Annotated in this window: 19 protein-coding genes and 1 pseudogene; 12 read left to right on the top strand and 8 right to left on the bottom strand. The window is 64.9% G+C overall.

Annotated features, from left to right (window positions below):
• Positions 1 to 225: 225 nt before the first annotated feature.
• Complete coding sequence (locus tag ACPFMJ_RS07675) at positions 226 to 1,017, top strand: hypothetical protein (protein ID WP_424363223.1); 792 nt, start codon at positions 226 to 228, stop codon at positions 1,015 to 1,017.
• Positions 1,018 to 1,074: 57 nt separating this feature from the next.
• On the opposite strand, the gene ACPFMJ_RS07670 is transcribed toward ACPFMJ_RS07675, so the two are convergent.
• Entirely contained in the window at positions 1,075 to 1,869 is a 795-nt protein-coding gene (locus ACPFMJ_RS07670) for a lytic murein transglycosylase (protein ID WP_424363222.1), read from the bottom strand.
• A 168-nt stretch (positions 1,870 to 2,037) separates the two neighbouring features.
• Between ACPFMJ_RS07670 and ACPFMJ_RS07665 the strand changes: the two genes are divergently transcribed.
• Positions 2,038 to 3,576, top strand: a complete 1,539-nt coding sequence (locus tag ACPFMJ_RS07665; protein WP_424363221.1) for a YifB family Mg chelatase-like AAA ATPase — start codon at positions 2,038 to 2,040, stop codon at positions 3,574 to 3,576.
• A 97-nt stretch (positions 3,577 to 3,673) separates the two neighbouring features.
• Here the strand turns inward: ACPFMJ_RS07665 and ACPFMJ_RS07660 are convergent, their stop codons facing one another.
• A complete protein-coding gene (locus tag ACPFMJ_RS07660; protein WP_424363220.1) occupies positions 3,674 to 3,898 on the bottom strand; it encodes a hypothetical protein in 225 nt (74 codons plus the stop codon).
• A gap of 173 nt (positions 3,899 to 4,071) precedes the next feature.
• On the opposite strand from ACPFMJ_RS07660, the gene ACPFMJ_RS07655 reads away from it, so the two are divergent.
• Positions 4,072 to 5,796, top strand: a complete 1,725-nt coding sequence (locus tag ACPFMJ_RS07655; protein WP_424363219.1) for an ATP-binding protein — start codon at positions 4,072 to 4,074, stop codon at positions 5,794 to 5,796.
• Here the strand turns inward: ACPFMJ_RS07655 and ACPFMJ_RS07650 are convergent.
• Positions 5,793 to 6,671 carry a pirin family protein gene (locus tag ACPFMJ_RS07650; protein ID WP_424363218.1) on the bottom strand — a complete coding sequence of 293 codons (879 nt, stop codon included), beginning with the start codon at positions 6,669 to 6,671 and terminating at the stop codon, positions 5,793 to 5,795. The two genes, ACPFMJ_RS07655 and ACPFMJ_RS07650, sit on opposite strands and share 4 nt — an antisense overlap.
• A 150-nt stretch (positions 6,672 to 6,821) precedes the next feature.
• Here ACPFMJ_RS07650 and ACPFMJ_RS07645 point away from each other — a divergent pair, with 150 nt between their 5' ends.
• Positions 6,822 to 7,142 carry a DMT family transporter gene (locus ACPFMJ_RS07645; protein WP_424363217.1) on the top strand — a complete coding sequence of 107 codons (321 nt, stop codon included), beginning with the start codon at positions 6,822 to 6,824 and terminating at the stop codon, positions 7,140 to 7,142.
• A gap of 38 nt (positions 7,143 to 7,180) precedes the next feature.
• Here ACPFMJ_RS07645 and ACPFMJ_RS07640 read toward each other — a convergent pair whose 3' ends face one another.
• The gene (locus ACPFMJ_RS07640) at positions 7,181 to 8,293 is read right to left on the bottom strand and encodes an amidinotransferase (protein WP_424363216.1); all 1,113 of its coding nucleotides are present in this window, start codon (positions 8,291 to 8,293) and stop codon (positions 7,181 to 7,183) included.
• A 257-nt stretch (positions 8,294 to 8,550) separates the two neighbouring features.
• On the opposite strand from ACPFMJ_RS07640, the gene rpmI reads away from it, so the two are divergent.
• The 4 genes from rpmI (at position 8,551) to ACPFMJ_RS07620 (ending at position 11,832) form a co-directional block, all read left to right on the top strand.
• A complete protein-coding gene (gene rpmI, locus ACPFMJ_RS07635; protein ID WP_036287582.1) occupies positions 8,551 to 8,751 on the top strand; it encodes a 50S ribosomal protein L35 in 201 nt (66 codons plus the stop codon).
• A gap of 40 nt (positions 8,752 to 8,791) precedes the next feature.
• On the top strand, positions 8,792 to 9,157 hold the full coding sequence (rplT, locus tag ACPFMJ_RS07630) for a 50S ribosomal protein L20 (RefSeq protein WP_424363215.1): 366 nt from the start codon (positions 8,792 to 8,794) through the stop codon (positions 9,155 to 9,157).
• 584 nt (positions 9,158 to 9,741) lie between these two features.
• A complete protein-coding gene (lpdA, locus tag ACPFMJ_RS07625; protein ID WP_424363214.1) occupies positions 9,742 to 11,181 on the top strand; it encodes a dihydrolipoyl dehydrogenase in 1,440 nt (479 codons plus the stop codon).
• Positions 11,182 to 11,283: 102 nt separating this feature from the next.
• Positions 11,284 to 11,832 (top strand): peroxiredoxin, encoded by a 549-nt coding sequence (locus tag ACPFMJ_RS07620; RefSeq protein WP_424363213.1) that lies wholly within the window; start codon positions 11,284 to 11,286, stop codon positions 11,830 to 11,832.
• Positions 11,833 to 11,860: 28 nt separating this feature from the next.
• Here ACPFMJ_RS07620 and aspS read toward each other — a convergent pair.
• Together aspS and ACPFMJ_RS07610 are read right to left on the bottom strand one after the other, a co-directional pair.
• Positions 11,861 to 13,748 (bottom strand): annotated as a pseudogene (aspS, locus tag ACPFMJ_RS07615) (aspartate--tRNA ligase).
• A gap of 123 nt (positions 13,749 to 13,871) precedes the next feature.
• A complete protein-coding gene (locus ACPFMJ_RS07610; RefSeq protein WP_424363212.1) occupies positions 13,872 to 14,060 on the bottom strand; it encodes a DUF1192 domain-containing protein in 189 nt (62 codons plus the stop codon).
• 135 nt (positions 14,061 to 14,195) lie between these two features.
• Between ACPFMJ_RS07610 and ACPFMJ_RS07605 the strand changes: the two genes are divergently transcribed.
• From ACPFMJ_RS07605 to ppdK, 3 genes are all read left to right on the top strand, one after another.
• Complete coding sequence (locus ACPFMJ_RS07605; protein ID WP_424363211.1) at positions 14,196 to 14,708, top strand: hypothetical protein; 513 nt, start codon at positions 14,196 to 14,198, stop codon at positions 14,706 to 14,708.
• 106 nt (positions 14,709 to 14,814) lie between these two features.
• The gene (locus tag ACPFMJ_RS07600; protein WP_424363210.1) at positions 14,815 to 15,333 is read left to right on the top strand and encodes a hypothetical protein; all 519 of its coding nucleotides are present in this window, start codon (positions 14,815 to 14,817) and stop codon (positions 15,331 to 15,333) included.
• Between the two features lie 158 nt (positions 15,334 to 15,491).
• On the top strand, positions 15,492 to 18,170 hold the full coding sequence (gene ppdK, locus ACPFMJ_RS07595; protein WP_424363209.1) for a pyruvate, phosphate dikinase: 2,679 nt from the start codon (positions 15,492 to 15,494) through the stop codon (positions 18,168 to 18,170).
• Positions 18,171 to 18,238: 68 nt separating this feature from the next.
• Here ppdK and ACPFMJ_RS07590 read toward each other — a convergent pair whose 3' ends face one another.
• Both ACPFMJ_RS07590 and ACPFMJ_RS07585 read right to left on the bottom strand, forming a co-directional pair.
• Positions 18,239 to 18,523: a hypothetical protein gene (locus ACPFMJ_RS07590; RefSeq protein WP_424363208.1), complete on the bottom strand. Its 285-nt coding sequence runs from the start codon at positions 18,521 to 18,523 to the stop codon at positions 18,239 to 18,241.
• 41 nt (positions 18,524 to 18,564) lie between these two features.
• On the bottom strand, positions 18,565 to 19,236 hold the full coding sequence (locus tag ACPFMJ_RS07585) for a Crp/Fnr family transcriptional regulator (protein ID WP_424363207.1): 672 nt from the start codon (positions 19,234 to 19,236) through the stop codon (positions 18,565 to 18,567).
• A 111-nt stretch (positions 19,237 to 19,347) separates the two neighbouring features.
• Here ACPFMJ_RS07585 and ACPFMJ_RS07580 point away from each other — a divergent pair, with 111 nt between their 5' ends.
• Positions 19,348 to 19,764, top strand: a complete 417-nt coding sequence (locus ACPFMJ_RS07580) for a secondary thiamine-phosphate synthase enzyme YjbQ (protein ID WP_424363206.1) — start codon at positions 19,348 to 19,350, stop codon at positions 19,762 to 19,764.
• The last annotated feature ends 9 nt before the right edge of the window (positions 19,765 to 19,773 follow it).

Genomic DNA, 19,773 nt, shown 5'->3' with positions numbered 1-19,773 from the left:
ATAAAGGCGCTGGTCGCCGCCCGGCGGCGGGCCATGCGCCCGACTGTTGGTTATGTTGCACAGCAGGATAGATGACCGATTGTCGCACCCTTGCTCATGGAAAGGAATGCGATAACATCGATCCAACGGCGTCGCCCGCCTTCCGGGAGGGTGAGGAATTTGCGCGACGCAACTGCTAATTCCTGACAGTCGCGTGTCTTTGCGCACGAAGACCAGGAGGAGAAGATGAGTGACGATGCTTCGACTTCGATTTCCGCAATCATGAAGCCCATGAAGCTCCTCGCCGTCGCCGCCAGCCTCGCCTTCGTGGCGTTGACGGCGAGTCCGGCTGCGGCCCATGGCAGGCTCGGGGCGGCGGAAGGCCGCTGCCGCCTTTTCATCGGGCCGGACATCATGAACTTCACGGGCTATCTGCCCGAGGCCTCCAAGAACGAGTTTTGCGAGGACATTCCCTCCACCGGACCCATGATCATGGTACTCGATGCGGAGCAGCAAGAGCTTCGCGACATGAAGATCGAGCTGCGCATTGTCAGGGATGTCGGCGGCGAGGCGAAGGAGAACGAGAATCTCGAGGCTGTGACGGTGGCGTACCAGCCGCCCAAGGTCTATCCGAACGGAACGGTCAACTTCGAACATAATTTCAAGGAGGGCGGCTACTTTGTCGGCATCGTGACCGTGACCGGCGAGCACGGCGAAAACTGGGTGTCGCGTTTCCCCTTCTCGGTGGACCGCACATTCATGCGCGATCTGCCGATCTATCTGACGATGGCGTTGGGCGTGATCGCGGCCTTCGTCATCTATCTGGTGCATCGCCGGCGTAATCCGCCGCCGCAGATTTCGACTGCCGCGATGGCGTTCAAGACCCCGCCTATTCCGCCGGTGGGAGATTCGGACGACGACTCCGCCTCCGCTGTACAGACCGGGGAGTCGAGCGAGTCCGAGGGAACCAAGGACGACGCGGCGCCAAAGCGCGACGACGACGACGATATCGACAAATACAAGACGGCCGCGGAGTAGGGCCTTTTCTCTACAGCCCTTTCGAGGACCGCCGCCCTTTCGGGCGGCGGTTTCGTTTTATTCCCCGCCGTCGATCTGACGGCCGATGATCGCGATGGCGCGCTCATACACCTGGGCCGCGTTCCAGGCCTGGATGGCCGCGAAATTCGGCTCGCCCGGCTGATAGCCCGCGCCAGCCTGCCAGCCATGGGCGTGCAGGAAATTCGCCGTGGACATCAGCGCGGCCTGGGCGTTGTCGAGGTTCCCGACGCCATATTGCTGGATGTTTTTGGGCAGGAACTGCGTCTGCCCGATCTCGCCATGCATAGAGCCGCGCGCGTTCGGCGACAGCCGGCCATGGTCGATCAGCTCCAGCGCCGAATAAAGCTGGTCGGTGAAATATTCCGAGCGGCGGCAGTCATAGGCGAGGGTGGCGACAGCCGAGAGGGCGTGCTGATTGCCATGAACGGCGCCGAAGCCCGTCTCCATGCCCCAGATGGCCAGCAGCGGTCCCGGCGGCACGCCGTAGCGGCTCTCGATGGACTGGAAGAGGCCAGACATGGAGCGCTTGAGCTGACGCCCCTTGGCGACGATGGCGTTCGCGCCGCGCTTCTGCATGAAGCCTTCGAGCGACAGATGGAAGCTCTTCTGACCACGGTCGGCGCCGATGGTCGCGGAATTGTAGTGCGTGTTCATCAGCGCGTCGATGCCGGCGGAGCCGACGCGGCCGCGCGCCTCTTCGGCGAATTCCTGCTTCCAGGCTTCGAAGCCGCCGGCGCCGTTGCCGCAGCGGGCGGCCTGCGCCGGCGCCGCGCCAAGTATTGCCGCGGCGATAGCGAGCGCCGCCGCGCCGGCTAGGGAAAATCTTTTCATCGGCCTCCTCCTGGGGCGTTTTGCAAAACGCCGCGAGCCTAACCAATTTTGGCGCCGCGGCAACCACAGCCTCGCGGGGCGCTGTCTGTTCGTATAATGTTCTTGCGCGCGAATTCACGCGCCGCTACGATGGCTGAGTTTAAGCTGCGTTTATTTGGAGCGTTTGGCATGGCGGTTCGGGTGGCGACGGTCGCGTTCGAAGGCGTGGAGGCGCGCCCCGTCGACGTGCAGGTGCAGATTTCCCCCGGATCGGTGGTGTTCAACGTCGTGGGCCTTGGCGACAAGGCCGTGGCCGAATCACGTGAACGCGTGCGCGCCGCTCTGATCGCTTCTGGCCTCGCGCTGCCCGCGAAGCGCATCACCGTCAATCTCGCGCCCGCCGACATGCCGAAAGAAGGGAGCCATTACGATCTTCCGATCGCGCTCGGCGTGATGGCGGCGATCGGCGCGATTCCCTCGGATGCGCTGGAGGGCTTCGTCGTCCTCGGCGAACTCGCCCTCGACGGGACGCTGACGCCGGTGACTGGCGTGCTCCCGGCGGCTATGGCCGCGAACGCCCGCGGGCAGGGGCTCATTTGCCCGAAGGAATGCGGCCCCGAGGCCGCCTGGGCGTCGCGCGAGATGGAGGTGCTGGCGCCGCGCTCTCTCATCCAGCTCGTCAACCACGTCAAGGGAACGCAGGCGCTCGCGCGGCCGGAGCCCGCCGTGCGCGCCCGCGCCGTAGACCTCCCCGACCTCGCCGACATCAAGGGGCAGGAGAGCGCCAAGCGCGCGCTGGAGATTGCGGCGGCGGGCGGCCACAATCTCTTGATGAGCGGCCCGCCCGGCGCGGGCAAGTCCATGCTCGCGGCGCGGTTGCCGTCTATTCTGCCGCCGCTGACGCCGCGCGAATTGCTCGAAGTCTCGATGATCCATTCCGTGGCGGGGCAGATCGCGGGGGGAGAGCTGACCGACCGCCGGCCGTTTCGGGCGCCCCACCACTCCGCGTCGATGCCTGCGCTGGTCGGCGGAGGGACGCACGCCAGGCCGGGCGAGATTTCGCTTGCCCATAACGGCGTGCTGTTTCTCGACGAATTGCCGGAGTTCCAGCCGCAGGTGCTCGACAGCCTGCGCCAGCCGCTCGAAACCGGCGAGGTCGCCGTTTCGCGCGCCAATCACCGCGCGGTTTATCCGGCCCGCTTTCAACTGGTCGCGGCCATGAATCCCTGCCGTTGCGGCCACGCGCTCGATCCCGGCTACGCCTGCCGGCGCCAGCCGAATGAGCGCTGCGTCGCGCAATATCAGTCGCGCCTCTCCGGCCCGCTGCTCGACCGTTTCGATTTGCAGATCGAAGTGCCGGCCGTCACCGCGGCCGACCTCGTGCTGCCGCCGCCAGCCGAAGGCTCGCGGGAGGTCGCCGCCCGCGTCGCCCGCGCCCGCGCCTTGCAGCGCGAGCGTTACGAGGCGCTGGAGCTCCCCGCCGTCGCCGCCAACGCCGCCGCCCCGGCGGCGGTGATCGAGCGCGTGGCCAAGCTCGACGGGCCGGGGACGGCGCTGATTCGCGAGGCCTCGGATCGTTTCGCGCTGAGCGCGCGCGGCTTCCACCGCGTGCTCAAGCTCGCCCGCACCATCGCCGATCTCGACGGCTCGGAAGAGGTGACGCGCCCGCATCTCGCCGAGGCCTTGTCGTATCGCGCCGGGCTTTCGGCGGGACGCGTCGCGGCGTGAGGCGGCTTGGGCGCCTGGTTCCCCTAAGCTGCGTGGAATTGCTCGTAAGGGCCGAGAACCGCCAGATCGACGAGAACATCGAGCGGCGACGGCCAATTTACGTGGAGCATACGCCGCCGTTAGGCGAAACATTGATGGCGGCGTCGCCGAGATGGAAGCTGGATTCTTCCTCGGGACCAAAGAGCCCCTGGCCGACCTTCGCTTCGGCCGCCGACATGACGACGACCGACTTCTTGCTGATGGCGGGCTGGATATCCCAGTTGAAATTCATGCGGACATGGCCATTCAGGCCACGATAAAGAATGCGAATGGCTCTCGACATGATGAATCCTCTTGGTTGAAAGCATTTCCAGAAAGCAGGCGCGAGCCCGCGCGGATTGATAATGTTCAGCGCCGCAGATCGTTGCCTGATTGGCTCGCTTATTGAGAGGTGACGGAGGAAAATTTTATCAATTTTTCTTGGTTATTATTCGCTGGCGTGCGGAGTTCCTGTTCATGAGCGCTTCGGAATCCTTGATCCTCATTGCCGCGCAGCTGGCGGTCCTGCTGCTGGCGGCGGCGATTTTTTTCGCCCTCCGGAAAGGTCTGCAAAAAAAGCCCGCCGACGTCGAAGCCGAGATGGAGCGTCTGCGCGACGAAATCTGGGAGCTTCGCGCGGCCGCCGACGCGCGCGACAAGGCGGAGGCGGCGAGCCTCGCCAAGTCGCGCTTCCTCGCGACCGTGAGTCACGAAATCCGAACGCCGCTCAACGGCGTGATGGGTCTTGCGCAGCTTCTCGCCATGACGCGGCTCGACGCCGAGCAGGCGAGCTATGTCGAGGCGATCAACGATTCCAGCCGCTCGCTCGCCCAGCTCATCGACGACATTCTGGATTTCTCGAAGATCGAGGCCGGCAAGCTCGAATTGCGCCACGAGATCTTCGCCCTCGCGCCGCTCGTCGAGGGCGTCGTCGAATTGCTGGCCCCGCGCGCTTTCGCGAAAGGATTGGAGATCGCCAGCGTCATCGCGCCTGACGTCCCGCGCGAGATCGAGGGCGATCCGTCGCGGCTACGGCAGGTGCTCGTCAACCTCATCGGCAACGCCGTCAACTTCACCGAAACGGGCGGCGTGGGACTGCGCCTTTCCCGAGACGGCGAGACGATCCGCTTCGAAGTGCGCGACACCGGGCCCGGCGTTCCGCAAAGGGCGCGCGAGGCGATCTTCGAAGAGTTCGAGCAGGGCGACGCCTCCGCCACGCGGCGCCATGGCGGCACGGGCCTCGGCCTCGCCATTTCGCGCCATCTTGTCGCCCAGATGGGCGGCGCGCTGGGCCTGACGGAAACCTCCGACAAGGGGTCGACTTTCTCTTTCACGCTCCCGGCGCCGTTGGATGCGCAGGCGGCGCGAAGGACGCTTGCCGGATTGAGCGCGCTCGTCGTCGGCGCAAGTCGCTTCGAGGCGCCTTATCTCGCTGAAAGCCTGCGTTCGGCCGGCGCGCAGGCGGCGGTGGCCGAGAGCGAGCGGACGGCGCTGGCGCGGCTCGCGGAGCGCGGGGCGTTCGACGCCGTCATCGTCGATTGCGCGCTCGGGGCAGAGGGCGCCGCGACTCTCGCGGCGGCGGCCCGCACGGCCGGAGCGCGCCGGCTTTTCCTGCTCTTCTCGCCGCTGGAGAGGCGCGCTTTCGGCGAGGCGGCGCTGCGCGATTTCGACGGCTGGCTGGTCAAGCCCGTCCGCAGCGCCTCGCTCGTGTCGCGCCTTTCGCAGGGGCTTCGCCAATCGGCGGTCGATGCGCCCAGGGCCGCGCCGCCGGAGCCCGTTCAGTCACTCGCCGGGCTGAAGGCGCTCGTCGCGGAGGACAATGAGATCAACGCGCTCATTCTCATGCGCCATCTCGGCAAGCTCGGCGCGGAAGCCGCGCGTGCGCGCAACGGGGCCGAGGCCGTCGTCATGGCCGCAGCGCAAGCCTACGACGTCATCGTCATGGATCTCTTCATGCCCGAACTCGACGGAGGTGAGGCGACCCGTCGCATTCGAGAGGCCGAAGCCCGCGCCAGAACGGAGCGCACGCCAATTCTCGCGCTAACGGCCAGCGCTCAGGAGGAGGACGAACGCGCCGCCCGCGCCGCCGGCGTCGACGCCTTTTTGACGAAGCCCGTGGATTTCGCGGCGCTCGCCGCGACAATCGAAGAGCTGCGCCTCGCGCCGCGCGAACCGGAGCGGCGCGGCGCCTCGCTGGCTTAAGTCTCCAGCGGCGCGATGGTCCCGAACCGGCCAGCGCGATAGTCGTCAAACGCTTCCTTGAGTTCGGCCGGGCTATTCATGACGAACGGGCCTTGCTGCGCGACCGGCTCGTCGATGGGTTCGCCGCTCAGAAGCAGCAGCTTTGCGTCGCCTTGCGCGGCGAAGGCGACCGCGCCGCCATGGGCTTCGAAAACGATTGTCTCGCCCGCCCGCACATGGCCTTCGCCATTGACGACGATCGGGCCGTCGAGGACGGCGACGACGAGATTGTGACCCTCTGGCAGATTGAACGTCGCGTTCTTCCTGTCGTCGATGCGAACATCCCATATGTTCATCGGCGTCGCCGTCTGCGCCGGTCCCCTGAAGCCGGCGAATTCGCCCGCAATCACCCGCACGAGCCCGACATCGTCATTCAGTTCGACGCGTGGAATGTCGTCGTCGCGCAAGGTCTGGTAGCGCGGCCGCGTCATCTTCAGACGCGCGGGCAGATTGACCCATAGCTGCGCGATCTCAAACCGCCCGCCACGCCGGGCGTAGGCCTCGGCGTGATATTCCTCGTGGAGCACCCCGGCGCCCGCTGTCATCCACTGAACGTCGCCGGGACCGATGACCCCGCCCGCGCCGGTCGAATCGCGATGCGCCACTTCGCCGTCATAGACGATGGTCACGGTCTCGAAGCCGCGATGCGGATGCTGACCTACGCCGCGCCGCGCCTCGGTGGGCGCGAAGTCGAAAGGAGCCACATAGTCGCAAAGCAGGAAGGGGCTGACGCGTCGCCCCTGCGCGTGGTGAGAGAAGAGGGTGCGGACGGGAAAGCCGTCGCCGACCCAATGAACGCTCTCCGGCGCGGGATGGACGCCGCTGATTTTTCTCATCGCCTGCTCCTTCGGCCCCGCCCCACGGCGGCGACCGTCCTCCCCTTATCTCGTGCGCCTGGGACCAAGTTCAAATGATCCCGGGCTCCGTCGCTTGACGGCGCCGCCCGAAGCGACAAGAAGCGCTCAAGGCAATCGAAGGGGAATTTGATGGACTGGATCATTCTGTTGATCGGCAGCGTCTGCGAAGTTGGCTGGCTCGTGGGCATGAAATACGCCGACGGATTCACGCGCCTCTGGCCGACGGTCATCATGCTGTTTTTCATGATCGCCAGCGTGGGCTGCCTCGGCCTCGCGGTGAAGACGATCCCCGCCGGAACGGCCTATGCGGTCTGGACCGGCGGCAGCATCGCCGCCGTCGCGATCGTCGGCGTGCTTCTCTTCCACGAGCCGGCGACGCCGCTGCGCCTCGCGTCCTTCGCGCTGATCGTCGCTGGAATGGTCGGGCTCAGAATAAGCGGGGTGCAATAGCCGAAGCGGCGGCTTCGCGCCGCCGCTTCGCGCAGAGTTTAGAAATAGCTCTCCAGCGTTCCCCGCCGCCGCACGTCCAGCGTCGCGCAATGGAAGGCGCCGCCGAAAGCCGCGTAATGCAGGAACGGCACGGGAATGGGCTCGTACCCCCACTTCTCGACCTGCCGCATCATGTTCACGTGGTGCGGGTCGACGATCATGCGCTTCTCGTCGACCATCAGAATATTCATGCTCAGCCATTTGCCGCACATGGACGTGATCTTGAGAATGCGGTCGTCGATGGGCGTCGGCTCCGGCGCGACGAGAATGTCCCATTTCTTGAGGATGTCCGGCAGTTCGTCCGGATTGATGTATTCCGGATTGATGAGGAGGCGGCCCGGCCCCAGCGGCAGGATCGTCGTGTCGATATGCATGGGATTGGGGCAGCGGCTCTTGATCTCGTGTATCCGGTAGCCCGGCCCGAGATGGCGGCGCAGCCAGTCGACGCCCATGGCGTTGGTGACGTTGGAGCGCGTGACGAAAATGTCCCGGCCGCAACGGAAGAAATCGGCCGCGTCGAAGACCGGCTCGAACTCGGTGAGAATGTAGCGGATCGGCTCGCCTTTTTCGGGCAGCGTAAAATTGGGGTCGAAGAGCTCGTCGGTCAGTTGCGGCTTGGGCGCCGAGGTCCATCGCGCGCCGCGGCGGAAATAGTCCTTCAGAATGCGCCGGTAGCTGTGCGTCTCGAAATAGCGGCAGGGCCAGGCCATGGGCGTCTCGAGAATCTCGTCGCCGAAGACGAGCATCGAGTCGCGCGGGCACGAATTGCAGAAGCCGCGGGACGACCAGTAGGGCGTCGAGAACTTCGCCTTGTGCGGGAAGGGGTCGGGCCGCGTCACTGTGACGCCGAGCTGTTCCAGCACCTTGATGAAATTGTCGAGCTCCTCCTGCGCCGGCTCGACCATGAATTTGGGGAATTTGAAACCCGCCGCCAGAGCCTGGGCGCGCGCCGCCATGCCGGGAATGTTGCAGGTCACGACCGGGTGGTCCGACGGGATTGTCGAGCCCTCCAGGCGGCCAACGATGATTTCCTCCAGAGGGTCCCACTCATTATGAGAGTTGACCGGGCATTCGGCCGTGACGCCCTCTGGAAGCGGCGCGTGAACGTTCATGCAATTAGCCCCGTTGCTGATACTATCTATAAATTGGCCGCCACTTGGCTCGACCGCGGCTGAATATGTCGCTCCTTCGGCGACTTTCCAACACTCTTGCAATTTTTCCCGGTTTGCCTCATAAGCCGCGCTCCTGAACCGCCCGGCCAGTGATGGGCTGCCGTGGCGGTTCTTTTCGCTCGCGCGAAGCGCGCCTTTAAGAGCCAGTCGGGTCCGGCGCGTCAAGAATCAACAGGGCCAAGGCCCAGGAGAGCAAAATGCCCAAGCTGAAGACGAAATCCGGCGCGAAAAAGCGCTTCAAGATCACCGGGACCGGTAAAGTGGTCTACGCCCAGCAGGGCAAGCGCCACGGCATGATCAAGCGCACGAACAAGCAGATCAGAAACCTGCGCGGGACGAACGTTCTGTTCAAAACCGACGGCGACAACATCAAGAAATACTTCCTGCCGAACGGCTAAGCGCCCCGCAATACCAGCAGAATTCTGAAGGAGTTTCGTCATGGCTCGCGTCAAACGGGGCGTTACGTCCCACGCCAAGCACAAGAAAACGCTCAAGGCCGCCAAGGGCTTCTACGGCCGCCGCAAGAATACGATCCGCACCGCCAAGGCGGCCGTCGATCGCTCGATGCAGTATGCGACGCGCGACCGCAAGGCCAAGAAGCGCACCTTCCGCGCCCTGTGGATCCAGCGCCTCAACGCCGCGGTGCGCGAACACGGCCTGACCTATTCGCGCTTCATCGACGGTCTCGCCAAGGCGGGCGTCGAGGTGGACCGCAAGGTCCTGTCCCAGCTCGCCATCGAGCAGCCGGAGGCTTTCGCGGCCATCGTGGCCCAGGCCAAGTCGGCTCTGCCCCAGGCCGCCTAATTAGCTGATTAGGCTGGATGTTCTAAAAGCGCTCGCTGGCGACGGCGGGCGCTTTTTTGATTTATTCCAAAATTCTCGGATCAAATGAACGCTTTCGGATGTTGCTCCTGCAGGAAGGCAAGACAGGAGTAAGGCAGATGAAAGGCAAGTCTAGGCGGGCCGCTGTCGCCGCCGCTTTGAACAAACTGCTCGAAGCCGTTCGAGACTCGCTTCCGGGTCCGGCGCCGGTTCTTCGACCCATTCCCGTCCGTCGCCCAGCCGCGCCGCCGCGACGCGTGTAGGATGACAGCATTCCCCCACGCTCTCGCCTGCGCCGGCCGGCCGTTCTTCGCCCTTGGAGGCCGATAGAGGTCCAACGGTCGCCAACCCGGCGCAGGCGCAACGTCTTTTGCTGGAAATCCATTCCCGCGACGCAAACGTTATGACTTGCCGGCGCGTATTCTCGTCGCCTCTCGCCGCAAGCGCGCCGCAGCGCTACGTTGGCTTCATAGAAATGCGAAATGTTGATCCGCCCGGATGATTGCCCTTCGCGTCGCGAAGCAACGCGCGGGCGGCCTGGCGTTTTCGGCCCGGAGAGTTTTGCGATGGCGGATGCTTATGACCTTGTCGTTGTTGGGGGCGGGCCGGGGGGCTATGTCGCGGCGATCCGCGCCGCGCAGCTCGGGCTGAAAACGGCCGTCGTGGAGCGCGAACATCTCGGCGGCATCTGTCTCAATTGGGGCTGCATTCCCACAAAGGCGCTGCTGCGCTCCGCCGAAGTCTATCGTCTGGCGAAAGATGGCGCGCGCTATGGCGTCACGGGCGCGGCGCCGGGTTTCGACGCCGCGCGCATCGTCGCGCGCTCGCGCGAAGCGGCGGGACGCCTCAATGCGGGCGTCGGCTTTTTGCTCAAGAAGAACAAGGTCGACGTCATCTGGGGCGAGGCGACGCTCGCGGGCCAAGGCGAAGTGAAAGTCGGCGCGCCGACGAAGCCGCCTGTCACGCCGCAATTGCCTGCCCCGAGAAACACGTTGGGCGAGGGCGTCTATCAGGCGAAGCACATCATCGTCGCCACGGGCGCCCGCCCGCGTCCATTGCCCGGTTTGGAGCCGGACGGACGGCTGATCTGGACCTATTTCGAGGCCCTGAAGCCGGAGCGCTTTCCGAAATCCCTGCTCGTTGTCGGCGCCGGGGCCATCGGGGTGGAGTTCGCCTCGTTCTTCCGGACCTTTGGCGTCGATATGACGCTGGTGGAGGCGCTGCCGCAGATCCTCCCCGCGGAAGACTCGGAGATCGCGGCCCTCGCGCGCAAGAGTTTCGAGAAGCAAGGCATCGTCATCAAGACCGCGACGACGGTGACGGCGCTGGAGATGAAGGCCGACAGCGCCGTCGCGACGTTGAAAGGCGCCGATGGCGCAGGCGAAACGGTGGAAGTCGAGCGCGTGCTCTCGGCGGCGGGCGTCGTCGCCAATGTCGAGAAGCTCGGGCTTGAAACGCTCGGCGTCGCGATCGAGCGGGGCGTCATCAAGACGGATGGTCTCGGGCGCACCAATGTGCCGGGCGTCTACGCCATCGGCGACGTCGCCGGCGGGCCGATGCTCGCGCACAAGGCCGAACATGAAGGCGTCATCTGTGTCGAGGCGATTGCGGGGCTGAACCCGCATCCCTTGGACAAGTCGCTCGTGCCCGGCTGCACCTATTGCCATCCTCAGGTGGCGTCGGTCGGCCTGACGGAAGAAAAGGCGAAGGCGGCGGGCTACGACATCCGCGTCGGGCGCTTTCCCTATCTCGGCAACGGCAAGGCCGTCGCGCTCGGCGAGCCCGAGGGTCTCGTCAAGACAATCTTCGACAAGAAAACGGGGCGGCTCCTCGGCGCGCATCTCGTCGGCGCCGAGGCGACGGAGCTCATCCAGGGTTTCGTCATCGCGATGAATCTGGAGACGACGGAAGAGGAGCTGATGCACACGATCTTCCCGCATCCGACTCTCTCCGAGACGATGCATGAGAGCGTGCTCGACGCCTTCGGGCGGGTGATCCACGTATAGTTCTCTCCCCGCGAAAACGGAGAGAGGGCGCTTGAAGTTGCTTGAACGCAGCGCCTGCGCCTCTATTTCAGCTTCAGTCTGTTCCGGAAAAGGCTAAAGCCCGTGCGCCTGATCGCCCTTGCTTCGAGCGTCGCTTTCTCACTCTACGCAACCGCCGCTTATGCGATGCTCAAACAAGGCGACGCGGCGCCGGATTTTTCCGTTCAGGCGGCGCAGGGCGGCAAGGACTTCACCTTCTCTCTGAAGGAAGCGCTGAAGAAAGGCCCCGTCGTCCTCTATTTCTATCCAAAGTCCTTCACCAGCGTCTGCACCGAGGAGGCGCATGAATTCGCCGAGGCGATGGATCAGTTCGCGGCGATGAACGCCTCCGTCATCGGCGTCTCCGGCGACGGGATCGAGACGCAGCGGGAGTTCTCGACGAAGGAATGCCGCGACAAGTTCCCCGTCGGCGCCGATCCGGGCTTCAAGGTCATCAAGGCTTATGACGCGTCCTTCGATCTGCCGCTTGCCGGGTCGATGTTCGCGAGCCGCATTTCCTATGTGATTTCGCCGGATGGGAAGATCCTGTCGGCCGTTTCCGACTCCGGCGCGACGAAGCATATTCAGAGCGCGCTCGAGGCCGTGAAGAAGTGGAAAGCTGGCGCGAAATGAAAAAGGCCCGCGAAGCGGGCCTTTCTGCTTAAGCGCTCTTCTCCGGCAGGTTCAGCCGGATATGCAGTTCGCGAAGCTGCTTCATCGTCGCTTCGCCCGGCGCGCCCATCAGCAGGTCTTCCGCGCGCTGGTTCATCGGGAAGAGCGTCACCTCGCGAAGGTTCTCCTCCTCCGCGAGCAGCATCACGATGCGGTCGACGCCGGGCGCGATGCCGCCATGGGGCGGGGCGCCATACTGGAAGGCGCGATACATGCCGCCGAATTTCTCGATCAGCACGTCCTCGCCATAGCCCGCGATCTCGAAGGCCTTCTTCATGATCTCGGGGCGGTGGTTACGGATCGCGCCCGACGAGAGCTCCACGCCGTTGCAGACGATGTCGTATTGATAGGCGAGGATGTCGAGCGGATCCTTCGTCTCCAGCGCCTCCATCCCGCCCTGAGGCATGGAGAAGGGGTTGTGCGAGAAGTCGATCTTCTTGTCGTCCTCGTTCCACTCGTACATCGGGAAATCGACGATCCAGCAGAATTCGAATACGTCGGTCTTCGAAAGGCCGAGCTCCGTGCCGATGCGAATGCGCGCCATGCCGGCGAGCTTCGCGGCCGGGGTTTCGGCGCCGGCCGAGAAGAACACCGCGTCGCCCGCCTTCACGCCGGCCTTGGCGGCGATGGCCCACAGCACTTCGCTAGGGACAAATTTCGCAATCGGTCCTTTGCCAACAAGTCGCACAATCTCATGTGCCCGTTCGGGACTTATCTGCCAAATATCGACCTTGGATACGAAGAGATGAGCCTTCGACGCGGCAGGGTCATCTGCAAGGTCTCCAAGCGGACTGTCTCCTTCCTCGAAGATGATGTAGCCGAGGCCCGGCGCGCCTTCCGAGCGCGCCCAGTCATTGAGCTTGTCGAAGAAGCTGCGGGGCTGCGTCGCCGCGCCCGGCGCGGGAATGGCGCGCACGGTCTTGCCCTTGAAGGCCTTGAACGAAACGCTCTCGCCCTCGAACTCCTCCGAGACATCGACGATGATGAGCGGGTTGCGCAGGTCCGGCTTGTCCGAGCCATATTTCAGCATGGCCTCGCGGAAGGGGATGCGCGGGAATTTCTGCGTCACGGGCTTGCCGTTCGAGAACTCCTCGAAGACGCCGCGCAGCACGGGCTCCATGGCCTCGAACACGTCTTCCTGCGTGACGAAGCTCATCTCCACGTCGAGCTGATAGAACTCGCCGGGCGAGCGGTCAGCGCGCGCGTCCTCGTCGCGGAAGCAGGGCGCGATCTGGAAATAGCGGTCGAAGCCCGCGACCATCAAGAAGCTGCTTGAACTGCTGCGGCGCCTGCGGCAGCGCGTAGAACTTGCCGGGATGGAGGCGCGACGGAACGAGGAAGTCGCGCGCGCCTTCCGGCGATGAGGCGGTGAGGATCGGCGTCTGGAATTCGAAGAAGCCGCCGGCCTTCATGCGCGAGCGGATCGAGTCGATGATGCGGCCGCGCAGCATGATGTTGGCGTGCAGCTTCTCGCGGCGCAGATCGAGGAAGCGGTATTTGAGGCGAATGTCCTCGGGATAGTTCACGTCGCCGAAGACCGGCATGGGCAGTTCGCCCGCGGGGCCCAGCACCTCGATCTCGCCGACATAAATTTCCACCATGCCCGTCGGCATGTCCGGGTTCTCGGTGCCGGCCGGGCGCTTGCGCACCTCGCCGTCGAGACGGACGACCCATTCCGAACGCAGCTTCTCGGCCTGGGCGAAAGCCGGCGAATCGGGGTCCACCACGCATTGGGTGAGGCCGTAATGGTCGCGCAGGTCGATGAAGAGCACGCCGCCATGGTCGCGGATGCGGTGGCACCAGCCGGAGAGGCGGATTTTCTGGCCGGCGAGGGCCTCGTTGGGCTCTCCGCAGTTATGCGAACGGTAGCGATGCATGGGCCGCTTTCGGTCTGAAACGTAGGGGAATGCCGGAAGGGCCGGCGCGTGGGCGCCAAGAAGCGCAATGGCCTCGCCGCTGTCAAGCGCCGGGCGGCGGCCCCGAGGGGGCAGGGGCGCCCCTTACTTCTTGAAAAACGCCTCGGCGGCGGCGCTGGCGGCCTGCTTGGACGTCACCGCCGCTTCGAGGCGCGCGATCTCCTCCCGCAGCGCCTCGATCCGGGCCTCCAGCTCGGCGACCGAGAGCAAATCGAGCGGCTGGCCGATCTCAAAGGAGGCGGGAGGGCGCGGGGCGTCTTCGTCCTTGCTCATTTTTCCTGCGTCAAGCTTCGGTTAAGGCAAAGGTGATCAGATTCCGAATGTGACGTTTCAATTGCGGGTCGTCCACGGATGCACCTGGTTATTTCAATCCCGTTTTTTATCGCATCCTTCCTGGCGTGGAACAGGGTGCGGGGATTTCTTGCGCCCGGCTCCCACGCAGATTTTCGCCCGCTCTTTCGGCGCGATCCGCTGTTCTCCCTCGCGCATTGGCTCGACTTTCAGAACGTCACGGAGATCCAGTTCGTCGTCTATACGCTGGTCGCCGGCCTTTTCCTCGCCGCGCTGGGGTTCTTCTGCGACGGGATGCTGAAGGGCAGGGGCTTCGGCGCATCCGGCAACGCTTCGCTGTTGCTCACCGGCATCTTGTCCGCCGCCTGGGCTTGGAGCGTCTGGGCCCCCTATCCCTACCAGAGCAGCGTCGCGCCCATGGTTTTCGCCGCCGCGCTGGGCGGCGGGCTCGTCCTGCTTTTCGCCGCGGAACTCAAGCATGTGCTCGTCGACAAGCTGGACGATCTGGGCAGCGGCGCGTTGACGCCTTCTTCCCCGAGAAAGCCGCGCCCGCGGCCGCGCACGGCTGAGGACGTTCTCGGGCGGCGCGCCGGCAAGGCGTCCTGCGGCAATCTCGCCGGGCGGCGATGAGCCTTCTCCACGCATTCTTTACGCGCCCCCTACTAGCCTTGGGGGTCACTCGGACGGGCGCAAAGGCGCCGCCGACGCCAACCTATTGCCGCCGCGGAGAATTTGCATGAACCGTTTTCTCTGGTCGCTCGTCACCCTGCTGCCGCTTCTCTTTTGGGACAAATTCAGCAGGTTCCTGTTCGCGCCCGCCGACCCGTCTCAGGCTCCCGCCGCCCGGCCGGCATTGGCGCGGGGCGTCGCCGATTTCGCCACGGCCCACGGACTGAGCGAAACGGCCGTCGCCGCAATTACGCTCGCCGCGCTCGCCTATTCCACGATTTTCGGCCTCGCCACCCATCTAATGCTCGCCGAGAAGGGGCTCGGCCCCAGGCTCAACGGGCTTGTGGGAATGGTCGGCGGCGCCGGCGTCGTCGCGCTCTGGCTTTTGCTGGCGCCCAAAGCCGCCTTTTCCTATTCCGCGCTTTTCTTCGCCGCGATCGTCGGCTCCACGGTCGTTCTGGCCGCCGCCTGCGTGGTCAAGGCGATCGTCTTTGCGCGCGTCGACGATTATTTCAGCGGCGCTTCCACGCCCCAGCGCGGAGCTTCCTCGGCGAGGGTCGCAGCCGTCGCCGCGCGCCGTCGTTGAAGGCCCAGCGGACCACGCCCGCAGCCGCCTGAAAAATCAGCTCTCGCCGCGACAATTGTTTAGGCCTATCTGCTATTGTGCGCCCGCGAAGCCGAACAGGGTTCGGGCGGCCGGGGCTTGACCCGGCGTGAGACCGTCATTGACGGAAGACGAGAGCGATGACCAAGTGGGTCTATAGTTTCAGCGCAGGCAAGGCCGAAGGCTCGGCCGCAATGCGGGACCTCCTCGGCGGCAAGGGCGCGAATCTCGCGGAAATGGCGTCCCTGGGCCTGCCGGTCCCGCCCGGTTTCACCATCACGACCGAGGTCTGCGCTTACTTTTACGCCAATGCGCGCAGCTTGCCCGCGGATCTCGAGGCCCAGGTCGACGCCGCGATGGCGGAGATCGGCCGCGTCGCCGGCCACGCCTTCAACGATGGCAAATGGCCGCTGCTCGTCTCCGTGCGCTCCGGGGCGCGGGCCTCGATGCCCGGCATGATGGACACCGTGCTCAATCTCGGCCTCAACGACGAGACCGTGGAGGCGCTGTCGGCCTATTCCGGCGACCCCCGCTTCGCATGGGACTGCTATCGCCGCTTCATCGAAATGTATTCTTCCGTCGTGCTCGGCGTCGAGCATCACATCTTCGAGGAAGCGCTCGAGGAGCAGAAGGAGGCCAAGGGCCTCACGCTCGACACGCAACTGAGCGCCGACGACTGGCGCGCCGCGGTCAAACAGTTCAAGGGCATTGTCGAGGCGAATGCGGGCGTTGAATTTCCGCAGGACCCGCGCGTGCAGCTCTGGGGCGCCATCAAGGCGGTCTTCGCCTCCTGGATGAACCACCGCGCCGTCGTCTATCGCCATCTCCACAACATTCCCGAGGCGTGGGGCACGGCGGTCAACGTGCAGGCCATGGTTTTCGGCAATATGGGCGCGACCTCCGCGACCGGCGTCGCCTTCACGCGCAATCCCTCGACCGGCGTGAAGGAGCTTTACGGCGAATATCTCCTGAACGCGCAGGGCGAGGACGTCGTCGCCGGCCTGCGCACGCCGCAGCCCCTGACGGAAATTGCGAGCCGCGCCTCCCCGGGCGAAAAGATTTCGCTCGAGGCCGTCATGCCCAAGGTCTTCAGCGAATTCACGAAGATCGCCGACAGTCTCGAACGCCACTACCGCGACATGCAGGACATGGAGTTCACCGTCGAGCGCGGCAAACTCTGGATGCTGCAGACGCGCGGCGGCAAGCGCACGGCGCGCGCGGCCCTGAAGCTCGCCGTCGACATGGCGAATGAAGGCCTCATCACGCGCGAAGAGGCGCTGCTGCGCGTCGAGCCGACCTCGCTCGATCAATTGCTGCATCCGACGATCGACCCCGCCGCGCGGCGCGACATTCTCGTGACCGGCCTGCCCGCTTCGCCCGGCGCCGCCTTCGGCGAGATCGTGTTCAATCCCGAAGAAGCGGAGACGCTCGCGGCCTCGGGGCGTAAGGTCATTCTCGTGCGCACGGAAACGAGCCCCGAGGACATTCACGGCATGCACGCCGCCGAGGGCATTCTCACCGCGCGTGGCGGCATGACGTCTCACGCGGCCGTCGTCGCGCGCGGCATGGGCAAGCCCTGCGTCACCGGCGCGGGCGCGCTGCGCATCGATTACGACGAGCAGTGCTTCACCGTCGCCGGCAAGCGTTTCGTCAAGGGCGACAAGATCACGATCGACGGCTCAGCCGGCCATGTGATTGCGGGCGAAGTGAAGATGCAGCGGCCCGAACTCACCGGCGAATTCGCCGTGCTGATGGGCTGGGCCGATCAGGTGCGCCGCCTGAAAGTTCGCGCCAACGCGGAGACGCCGTCGGACGCGCGCGCCGCGCGCCGCTTCGGCGCCGAGGGCATCGGCCTTGCGCGCACGGAGCATATGTTCTTCGAGGGCGAGCGCATCGTCGCCGTGCGCGAGATGATCCTCGCCGACGACGCGGAAGGCCGCAAGACGGCGCTCGCCAAGCTCTTGCCGATCCAGCGCGAGGACTTCAGGCATCTCTTCGAGATCATGGCGGGCCTTCCTGTCACGATCCGCCTGCTCGATCCGCCGCTGCACGAATTCCTGCCGCACACGGATTCGGAGATGGCGGCGGTCGCGCGCGCCATGGGCGCGGACCCCGTGAAGCTGCGCCGCCGCGCGTTGCAGCTTTCGGAGTTCAACCCGATGCTGGGTTTCCGCGGCGTGCGTCTCGCCGTTGTGTTCCCGGAGATCGTCGACATGCAGGCCCGCGCGATTTTCGAGGCGGCGATCGAGGCGAGCCTGTCGACGGGCGAACCGGCGCAGATCGAGATCATGGCTCCGCTCGTCTTCACGCGCGCCGAACTCGATCTCGTGAATGCGCGCGTCGAGGCCATGGCGAAACTCGTCGAGGACGAGACGGGCATCCGCCCGCGCTACCATATTGGCACGATGATCGAGCTGCCGCGCGCCGCTTTGCGGGCCGGGGAGATCGCGCCGTCGGCTGACTTCTTCTCCTTCGGCACGAACGACCTGACGCAGACGACGCTCGGCATCTCGCGCGACGACTCAGGCTCGTTCCTCAACGCCTATGTCGAGAAGGGCCTGCTGCCGCACGACCCCTTCGTGTCGATCGATCAGGAAGGCGTCGGCGAACTCGTCGCGCTCGGCTGCGAACGCGCCCGCAAGGCGAAGCCGGACATCGCGCTCGGCGTTTGCGGCGAGCATGGCGGCGACCCGGCGTCAGTGGCGTTCTTCGACAAGATCGGGCTGGACTACGTTTCCTGTTCGCCTTTCCGCGTGCCGATCGCAAGGCTGGCGGCGGCGCAGGCGGCGTTGGGGAAGAAAGCCGAAGGAACGGCCTAAGCGACGCCGGCAATCGGCGTTACGCAAGATAAACGCCCGCGCGCCAGGGAGCGCGCGGGCATATGCATTCATTGAATCATTTTTACCGTGCGGCCGACTTCGGGCGCGCCCTGTTCGCCTTGCGGCGCGATCCAATCAGGCACCCAGGTGAGGGCGACGACGACGAACGCCGCGAAAGCTGAAATCCAGATGACGGATTTGCTGACTTCTTCGCCACTGTGGACAGATATCGCCATATCAGAATCCTCCTTGATGCTGATAAGCCCCGCCGCGATTGCGCTTGCATCGAAGTCGCAATCTCGAACGCAGCGGGCCTGCCCTTCAGGATTTAGCCAGGCTGTCATCCGCGACAAGAGGTCGCACCCAATTTTTTCAGGGGCCTCCGCGAGGGATGTCAGGAGCTCTCCAGCTCCTCCTTAATGTGGTTCGCCTCGAAGCGACGAACGATCAGCCGCACCAGATAGAGCCCGAATTCTGGGTTCTGGAAATAAAGCTGCTCGAACTGCTCATAAGTGATGGTCAAAAGACGCACGTCGCTCAGGCACTTGGCGGTCGCGGTCCGCTTGCCGGACTTCGTAAAGAGCGCCATCTCGCCGAAGATCGCGCCCGGCTCCAGTATGACCCCCCGCTCGACGATCTCGATTTTTCCTTCGACGAGAACATACGCCTCGTTTCCTGCGTCGCCCCTCTTGAAGACGAAGTCCGTCGCCCGGATGCTCTCGGGATGCATGAAGGGCTTCAGCCATTCGATGTTCAGATCGTTGGCGTTGGCCTCGCGGACGCTGTCGATGAGGCGTCGCATTTCGCGCAGGCGCGAAAAATTGAGGGGGAAATTGATGGCGTGTTTCGCGATGGTCGGCAGGTTGCCTGTCGCGAGCCCGAGCGTGACCCCAAGCATGTTGCCGACCATGGCCGTAATGCGCAGCGGAATCATGCGCTTGAAATAGGCGGCGCCGACGACCGCCGAGGCTTCCGCCCAGGCGAGCGCGGCGAGCGCCACGGCGCCGACGGTCTTTCCAGTCTCGGAAGTGATCCAGGTCGTCGCGGCGTCTATCAGGTCGGACATTGTCGCTCCTTGACGTTTCGGTCCGCGCTTAGCTGTTGCAGGCGGATTCGACAAGCGCAAGAAAAGCCGGTTCCGCTGGACTTTCCCGCTCGCCTGCGCACATTTCCGGCCATGCGACAGAGCACGAGAATTCTTCGGATCGAAACCGGCGGGCGGGGCTTCTACGAATTCACTGCGGCCCTTGCGGATTTCGTGCGCGGCCAGCGGATGAGCGAGGGGCTGCTCACCGTCTTCTGCCGGCACACCTCGGCCTCGCTCCTCATTCAGGAGAACGCCGACCCCTCCGTCTTGCAGGATCTGGAAGCTGTCTTCGCGCGGCTCGCGCCAGAGGGGGCGGGTTACGCCCATGATACCGAAGGCCCCGACGACATGCCGGCGCATATCCGGGCCGCGCTGACGCAGGTTCAACTTTCTATTCCCATCATTGGCGGGTCGCTGGCCTTGGGGACATGGCAGGGGGTCTATCTCTTCGAACACCGCCGCCGGCCGCACCGGCGGGAGATCGCACTGCATGTGATGGGGGAGTGAGGCCCCCTC

The sequence above is a fragment of the Methylocystis parvus genome, from assembly GCF_049675845.1.
GTDB classification, from domain to species: domain Bacteria; phylum Pseudomonadota; class Alphaproteobacteria; order Rhizobiales; family Beijerinckiaceae; genus Methylocystis; species Methylocystis parvus_A.
This window is presented reverse-complemented; position numbering and strand designations above follow the sequence as displayed.